At 53.3% G+C, this 7717-nt stretch carries 9 protein-coding genes; 5 read left to right on the top strand and 4 right to left on the bottom strand.

Annotated elements, in window-relative coordinates; genetic code table 11:
* The first annotated feature begins 191 nt into the window (after window positions 1-191).
* From QGT73_RS16450 to QGT73_RS16430, 5 genes are all read left to right on the top strand, one after another.
* Complete coding sequence (locus QGT73_RS16450) at window positions 192-998, top strand: DUF4271 domain-containing protein (protein ID WP_280123157.1); 807 nt, start codon at window positions 192-194, stop codon at window positions 996-998.
* An 11-nt stretch (window positions 999-1009) separates the two neighbouring features.
* Window positions 1010-1759, top strand: coding sequence for a uroporphyrinogen-III synthase (locus QGT73_RS16445; protein ID WP_123617615.1), 750 nt, complete (start codon window positions 1010-1012; stop codon window positions 1757-1759).
* 13 nt (window positions 1760-1772) lie between these two features.
* Window positions 1773-2165 (top strand): ribonuclease P protein component, encoded by a 393-nt coding sequence (locus QGT73_RS16440; protein WP_280123156.1) that lies wholly within the window; start codon window positions 1773-1775, stop codon window positions 2163-2165.
* A 28-nt stretch (window positions 2166-2193) separates the two neighbouring features.
* Entirely contained in the window at window positions 2194-2409 is a 216-nt protein-coding gene (yidD, locus tag QGT73_RS16435) for a membrane protein insertion efficiency factor YidD (protein WP_123617613.1), read from the top strand.
* A 94-nt stretch (window positions 2410-2503) separates the two neighbouring features.
* Complete coding sequence (locus tag QGT73_RS16430) at window positions 2504-3184, top strand: TatD family hydrolase (RefSeq protein ID WP_280123155.1); 681 nt, start codon at window positions 2504-2506, stop codon at window positions 3182-3184.
* Here QGT73_RS16430 and queG read toward each other — a convergent pair.
* The 4 genes from queG to QGT73_RS16410 form a co-directional block, all read right to left on the bottom strand.
* On the bottom strand, window positions 3114-4043 hold the full coding sequence (queG, locus tag QGT73_RS16425) for a tRNA epoxyqueuosine(34) reductase QueG (RefSeq protein ID WP_280123154.1): 930 nt from the start codon (window positions 4041-4043) through the stop codon (window positions 3114-3116). The genes QGT73_RS16430 and queG overlap by 71 nt on opposite strands.
* 17 nt (window positions 4044-4060) lie before the next feature.
* A complete protein-coding gene (locus QGT73_RS16420; RefSeq protein WP_123617610.1) occupies window positions 4061-4678 on the bottom strand; it encodes a polysaccharide deacetylase family protein in 618 nt (205 codons plus the stop codon).
* Window positions 4679-5023: 345 nt separating this feature from the next.
* Entirely contained in the window at window positions 5024-6238 is a 1215-nt protein-coding gene (gene hflX, locus QGT73_RS16415; RefSeq protein WP_123617609.1) for a GTPase HflX, read from the bottom strand.
* Between the two features lie 96 nt (window positions 6239-6334).
* A complete protein-coding gene (locus QGT73_RS16410; protein WP_280123153.1) occupies window positions 6335-7450 on the bottom strand; it encodes an MraY family glycosyltransferase in 1116 nt (371 codons plus the stop codon).
* Window positions 7451-7717 lie beyond the last annotated feature (267 nt).

The following is a 7717-nucleotide window of genomic DNA, read 5'->3' as shown; positions in this document are numbered from 1 at the left end:
ATTGTCGAGGAACTTGACTAATTGAGCAAAAACGTACTTGTCTTTTAACATAACAGCCTGATTCAGACTGCAAAGTTAATTTCAAATCGTCGCATCTCAAAAACGCTCACAACAAATTGAATTTCAATAATTTCAAAGTACTCTTATGATTTTTTAGTGGACACTAATGATTGCTAATTACTAATTACTAATTGAACTCAGATACACTCTTATGGCATCCGGCCGACGTGTCGTTGCGTGAAGACGGCCCGGTGTTACAGTCAGAACTGCAGGGCATGACACTCGGAGTCGTGCCCTATACGCAGGGACTCCCCCCGCTGGAGCGTAAAGGACTGCCGGGTTACGACTCAGGTGTCCTATGTCTGCTCATTGGCATGTTTCTGTTGCTGGCCTCCAACTTTCGCCATTACTCAACGTTTTTCAAAAACTTTCTCGGCGACCTGCTAAGTGTCAGACGTCGCGAGAAGACCTTCGGAGTGCGCACCTTCAGCGAGACGGGCGTGCAAGCCTCAATCGTGCTCATCGCATGCTTCTGTGAAGGCATCATCATCAACTCGGCCTTTGTTGAGCGGCCCGTCATCGGCCCCGTGTCGGGCGAATTTTTTGTCATCGGCGCGCTCACTCTCATGGCCCTGCTCTACTATCTCTGGCAGCTCGCAGCCTACGGAGTGGTCGGCTCGATATTCACCGACAAAGTGTCGGCCCGCATGTGGATGAAAGGTTTCAACGCCTCGCAGTCGTTGTTGTCAATGCTCATCGTCGTGCCGGCCGTAGTGGTGCTTTTCAACCCCTCGGCCTCACATATAGTGATTATTTTAGGCCTGATTGCCTATTTTGTGGCACGATTTGCATTTATATGTAAAGGTTTTAGGCTTTTTTACGACAATTTTGGCTCGTTGCTTTATTTTATTTTGTACCTTTGCAGTCTCGAAATCGTACCCCTCGTTTTGTTATACCGAGCAGTACTGTTCATACACAACTTGCTGCTACAAACTTAAGAAAATACGTCGTGAATGTAAAGAAAATTCTGGTCTCACAGCCGCGCCCTGAGTCGGGAAAATCACCTTACTATGACATTGCTGACCGATATGGTGTCGAGGTAGTGTTGCGCCCGTTTATAAAAGTGGAAGGTTTGACTTCCAAAGAATTTCGTCAGGCCAAGATTTCAATCCCTGAGTTTACCGCCATTATCTTCACCGCCCGCACGGCTATCGACCATTTCTTCCGTATATGTGAGGAAATGCGCATCACGATTCCCGAGACGATGAAGTATTTCTGCACCACCGAGTCTATCGCACTCTATCTGCAGAAATATATCGTGTATCGCAAACGCAAGATTTTCCATGGCGACAACGGTAAGCTCGACAGTCTGCTCCCCGCGCTCATAAAGCACAAGAAGGAAAACTTCCTCTGGGTCGTGTCGGACGTCCACAAGGAGGATTCGGGCCTGCTCGACAAGAGCGGCATCAACTACACCAAAGCCGTGATGTATCGCACCGTCAGCAACGATTTCGGCCCCGACGAGCCCTTTGACTACGATATGCTCGTGTTCTTCTCGCCCGCCGGCATACAGTCGCTGCTTAAGAACTTCCCCGAGTTCAAGCAGGGCGACATCAAGATTGCGTGTTTCGGTCCCACCACCGCCCAGGCTGCCCGCGACGCAGGTCTGCGCCTCGACATCGAGGCTCCCTCGCCCGGCAACCCCTCGATGACCGGCGCGCTCGAGAATTATCTCAAGACTTCGACTGCGGCTTCCTGATCACCTGTTGCAGATGAAAGGACTCCGACTATATAAGATAGAAAAACTATGCAGCGAGACGGCCATAAGCCGTCTCTTTGCGCGTAGTGACCGTGAGGTGCGCACAGCTCTCGTCTATCCTCTGAGGCTTGCTTGGAGGATAGACGGAGTGCGCGAGGTCAAGGTGCCGCGGTTTCTGGTGTCGGTGCCCAAGAAGAGGATTCGTCACGCCGTCGACCGCGTGACAATGCGTCGGCGCATACGCGAGGCCTACCGTCTCAACCGCGACATTGTCCCGCGCGACCTTCCGGCCGACATCGCTTTTATCTATGTGGCCGACAAGCTCCTCCCTTATTCACGCATCGAGACCGCAATGAGGCGGCTGCTGGCGTCTCTGGCCGAAAAAGCCGCCGACGGCCAATCATGATAATTCTCCCTTGACTCGTTACTCTGACTTGTTATTGAAAAGACTCCTCATCCTGCCCATACGCTTCTATCAGCTATGCCTGTCGCCTATGTTTCCGGCAGCGTGCCGCTACACTCCGACGTGCAGCCAGTATGCCATCGAGGCTATCATGCGCCACGGCGCGTTGCGCGGCTCTTGGCTCGCTCTGAAGCGCATAGCCCGCTGCCATCCCTGGGGCGGCTCGGGCTACGACCCTGTGCCTTAGTTATTTGCTCTTCGAGCAAAGGTTATGAGGTTATGGGGTTATAAGGTTATGAGGTTAACCTTCGGGCAAGGGTTTTTACATACACACTCATGCTATGATAATCGACAGCCATACACATAATTCACGCCCGGGCGCGGTGGTCAATATCGACCCTGTGTCGATGCCGCCGCGTGACATTGTGCTGGCCGGTGACCGATACTATACAGTGGGTATACATCCCTGGAATGCTGGATGTTACACCCCGGGTGATGTGGCGCGTATGCGTCGGCTTGCCGCCCGCCCTCAGGTGGTGGCCATAGGCGAGACCGGACTCGACTCGGTGCATGTGTCGTATGAATGGGTGCCCAAGGGCAAGTCGATGGAGATAGTCCAGGCTGTGCCCGACCTTCAGAAGCAGATCGAACTGCTCAATATACATATAGAACTTAGCGAGACGCTTGGCAAACCGCTCCTGCTCCACATCGTGAAGCGTTTTCCCGAGATTATGAAGATGCGCATCAGGCTCAAGCCCCGCATGCCGTGGATTATACATGGCTTTCGCGGCAAACCGGGTCTGGCCAAAGACCTTCTGCGATGGGGTTTCTATCTGAGTTATGGCGAGAAATTCAATCCCGAGTCGGTCCTTGCCACCCCTCCAGGGCGCATGCTTGCCGAGACCGACGAGTCGCGTGTGCCGTTTGACGAGATACTCGCTTCGTTTCCGGTCACTCCGGCCGTGTCGCTGCCTCACCTTCTCCTGCCGCCCGCGCATTGCGCTGAAGCCCCGCAAGTTTAGCTCGTTTGATGGCCGAATGGGTGAATATGCGTGAAAATTCGCTCTGCTCCATCCCCAGTATATCCTCCCGCGTGAGGCCGATTACCGAAGGCCGCGGACGAAAATTGTCAATCTCCGTGGCCCTTGCACATGAGTTGTGGGGACACACCTCCTGACATATGTCGCAGCCATATATGCGGTCGCCCAGACGGGGCATCAGGGCCTCGTCATCCTCATGATATTTTTTTTCTATCGACAGGTAGCTCATACATCTGCGGGCATCTATGCCTCCATGTCCGTCGAGCGCGTGGCCCGGACAAGCCTTCACGCAACGCATGCAGCCGAGACAGTTGCGCGTGTCGGGCTCGTCGGCCTCCAGCTCGAGCGTCGTAATAATCTCGCCGAGCACACACCATGAGCCCGCTCCGGACACTATGAGCTGATTGTTGATGCCGAGAAAACCCACTCCGGCCTTTACGGCCCAATAACGTTCGCGCAGTGGAGCCGTGTCGACCGTCACGCGACATTGCGCACCCGTGGCGGCGGTGATGGCCTCGGCCACCCGCCCGAGCCGCTCTCTCACCTCCTCGTGATAGTCGCGTCCTACGGCATATCGCGCCCATTTCAGCGGCTGCGACACTTCCGGCTCTCCGCCATAGTAATTGAATGCCGCCACAATCATCGACCGCGCCCCCTCGAGCAGTAGCCTCGGGTCGTGACGCACCTCGGCATATTTCTCGAGATAACCCATCTCGCCGTGTCGTCCCTCGGCCAGCCACTTCCGGTAAAGCTCCTCGGCATGGCTGTCGACAGGTCCGAGGGTGACCACCCCGGCCCTGACCGCTCCGGCCTCGATGACGAGCCGCCTTATGTCAGGCATAGCATTCATTCTTAGGATTACATCGGCAGAGTCTCAAACTCATATCCCTGCTCCTTGAGCCACTTGATGGCCCGGGGCAGAGCATAGCGCATATTCTTATGAGCCTTGATAGAGTCATGAAACACTATGATGCTGCCGTTGCGCGCATAGCGTTTCACATTCTCCAACACCCTCTCCCCGTCGATACGTTTGGAGTAATCGCGTGTCACGAGGTCATACATCACCACATTATAGTGACGCTTGATCAGCCGCGCCTGTCCCGGCCATATGATGCCGTGGGGCGGACGGAAAAGCGATGACTGTATCAGTTCGGAAGCCTCGGTGATATCGCGGAAATATCGGGCGTTGCTCTCTTTGAGACCCTGGAGATGATGCATGGTATGGTTGCCATAGGAATGGCCGCGGCGGCGCACCTCCTCCAACAGTTCGGGGTGGCGGCGCACATTGTCTCCGACCATAAAAAAAGTAGCCTTGACCCCCTCTTTGTCGAGCAGGTCAAGCACCCACGGAGTCTCCTCGGGCACAGGGCCGTCATCAAAAGTCAGGTACACAAGTTTGCGTCCGTGTCTCTTGAGCCGCCACCACGCCTCCGTGAAAAGCAGTCGGTAAAATATAGGGGGCTGTTCAATCCACATATTTACTTGCTCTTCGAGCAAAGGTTATAAGGTTATGAGGTTATAAGGTTAACCTTCGGGCCATTTTAGTTGCCCTTCGGGCAAAGGTTATAAGGTTATGAGGTTAACCTTCGGGCCATTTTAGTCGCCCTTCGGGCAAAGGTTATGGGGTTATAAGGTTATGAGGTTAACCTTCGGGTGAGGGTTATTATTTGCCCGAAGGGCAAAGATTATAATGTAAAGTATACGGTGTTCCTGTCCGGGGCCCATTAGCCTCATTGGGCCCATTAGCCCCATTTGGCTCAAAATTACCCCGCAGGCTAACCTTATAACCTCATAACCTCATAACCTTCGGGCTTTGCCCGACTACTCTTCGTCGTATTTCTGGAAGAGGAAATCGTTGTAAGGGAATCTTGTCAGGTGAATCTCCTTGGCACGCTCATAGAGCATCTGCTTGAGTTCATCGATATTCTTGCCCGTCTTAGCCGAGATAAACACACAGTCATGGGGCAGACGCGCCATCCACATCTGGCGGAGCTCCTCGAGAGGAATATTCTCGCGCATGCGCGGAGTCAGATCATTCTCATCCTTCTCCACATGGGTGAAAGCATCGATTTTATTAAACACCATTATCATAGGTTTGTCGGCACCGTCACACACCTCGCGCAACGTCTTGTCGACCACCTCGATCTGCTCCTCGAAATGAGGATGAGAGATGTCGACCACATGCACCAGCAGGTCGGCCTCGCGCACCTCGTCGAGAGTCGACTTGAACGAGTCGACCAGATGAGTGGGCAGCTTGCGTATGAAACCTACGGTGTCGGTGAGCAGAAACGGCAGATTGTCGATAATGACCTTGCGCACCGTAGTGTCGAGCGTGGCGAAAAGCTTGTTTTCGGCAAACACCTCGCTCTTGCTCAGCACATTCATCAGAGTCGACTTGCCGGCGTTGGTATAGCCCACGAGAGCCACGCGCGTGAGCTTGCCGCGGTTTTTGCGCTGCACGGCCTTTTGCTTGTCGATGGAGCGCAGCTCCTCCTTCAGCAGCGATATTTTCGACAGGATTATACGGCGGTCGGTCTCGATCTGCGTCTCGCCCGGGCCGCGCATGCCTATACCGCCGCGCTGGCGTTCGAGGTGAGTCCACATGCGCGTAAGTCGCGGCAGCAGATACTGATACTGGGCCAGCTCGACCTGCGTCTTGGCGTTGGCCGTACGCGCACGCTTGGCAAAGATGTCGAGGATGAGACTGGTACGGTCAAGTATCTTCACCTTGAGCTCGCGCTCGATATTCACCACCTGCTTTGACGACAGGTCATCGTCAAAGATAGCCATGCCTATGTCATTATCCTCGATATAGGCGCGTATCTCCTCGAGTTTGCCCTTGCCCACATAGGTGCGCGGGTTGGGATACTCGAGCTTCTGAAGAAATGTCTTTACGGTCACAGCCCCGGCCGTGTCGGCCAGAAAAGCCAGTTCGTCGAGATATTCGCGTGCCTTGGCTTCGTTCTGCTGGTTGCTGATGAGTCCCACGAGCACTGCGCGCTCGGTGACTTCCTCGGTGAGTATATGGTCAATCATCTGAGATTCTGAGTGTTTTTAATGTCGGCTCGGGGTGTGACGCATATGTATTGCCGGGGCGGGGAGAGCGGACGCAGGGAGTGACGGCCGACCATGTCAGCGCGAGAGCCCTTCGGCCTTGGCCTTCTTGATGCGTTTGTTAAGCCAGAAGTGAAATGCCACCCACATGATAACGTCGAGCACGACGATTATGTTGATGTTCAGTATCCGGCTCAGCCCGAGGTTAAAGAGGGTGAAAAGTGTGGATAATGTTATGATGGTCACCATGGCCGTGCGCGGTTTCATGCCCGCGGCCAGAAATTTGTGGTGGATATGGTTCTTGTCAGGGAGGAAAGGGGAGCAATGGTTGCGTATGCGCACCATATAGACTCTCACCACGTCAAAGCTCGGGATGATGAGCGGAGAGAAAGCCAGCACCGCCGGCTGAAACTCCAGCGCAGGGTCAAAGTCGTGGGTAAACAGCTTGATGCCCAGGATGCTGAGCAGAAGTCCGATGGTCAGCGAACCGGTGTCGCCCATAAATATCTTGGAGTGCTTCTTGACGTCGCCAAACACGTTGTAGTAGAAGAACGGAAACAACACGCCGAGTGTGGCAAACGAGATGATGGCATAGGCATACTCGCCGATGAGCAGAAACGACACGCCATAGATGCCGCATGCTATCGAACTCAGACCCGAGGCCAGACCGTCGATGCCGTCGATGAGGTTGATGGCATTGATGATAAACACTATAACTACCGCAGTGAACGGGATGCCAAACCATGGCGACACGCTCTGCACGCCAAAGATGCCCGCAAACGATGTAAACCAGCACCCGGCCGTGATGAGAAGCGACGCACACACTATCTGCACCACAAACTTCGCCCTGTACTTGATGCCTATCAGGTCGTCGGCTATGCCGATAAGATAGAGCAACATCAGACTGCAGAATGTCGCTATCATCAGCAGACCGTTGTTGTAGAAAGCCGAGGGGAAAGCATAATTCTCAAGCATGATGTTGCCTCCGAGCACCAGAGCCATCGTGAGCAGTATCACAGGCTCGAAAGCAATGCCTCCGAGACGGGGGATGAGTCCCTTATGGATTTTACGTTCATCCACTTCGTCAAACAGGTTGCGCCTGTAAGCTATCAACAGTATCTGAGGAATCAATACGCCCGCAAACAGGACGCATAAAGCAAAAACTATTAAAGAATTTATTATCCAGTATGTCATGACTAAGTTATGGATTCGGAAAAAATGTAGTTCTATGGCTGTTGTTAAACTTTGTTTGTACTGCGTTAGCTGTGCTATCAGAGGTTAGGCTAACATGTTTAAATTTCCGCAAATTTAGGCAAAATATGTTGCCTGTCCAAACATATGTCCAACTAATTTAACATAGTAACTATTCAGCCAAAGTAAAGACATGATGATTTGGCTCGCCTTTATTAGACGAGGGCAAGGATAGCGTCAAGCGGCGATTGTCCGCTTTTCCAGGCCGTA

The organism is Duncaniella muricolitica (assembly GCF_910574735.1).
In the GTDB taxonomy this organism is placed as follows: domain Bacteria; phylum Bacteroidota; class Bacteroidia; order Bacteroidales; family Muribaculaceae; genus Duncaniella; species Duncaniella muricolitica.
This window is presented reverse-complemented; position numbering and strand designations above follow the sequence as displayed.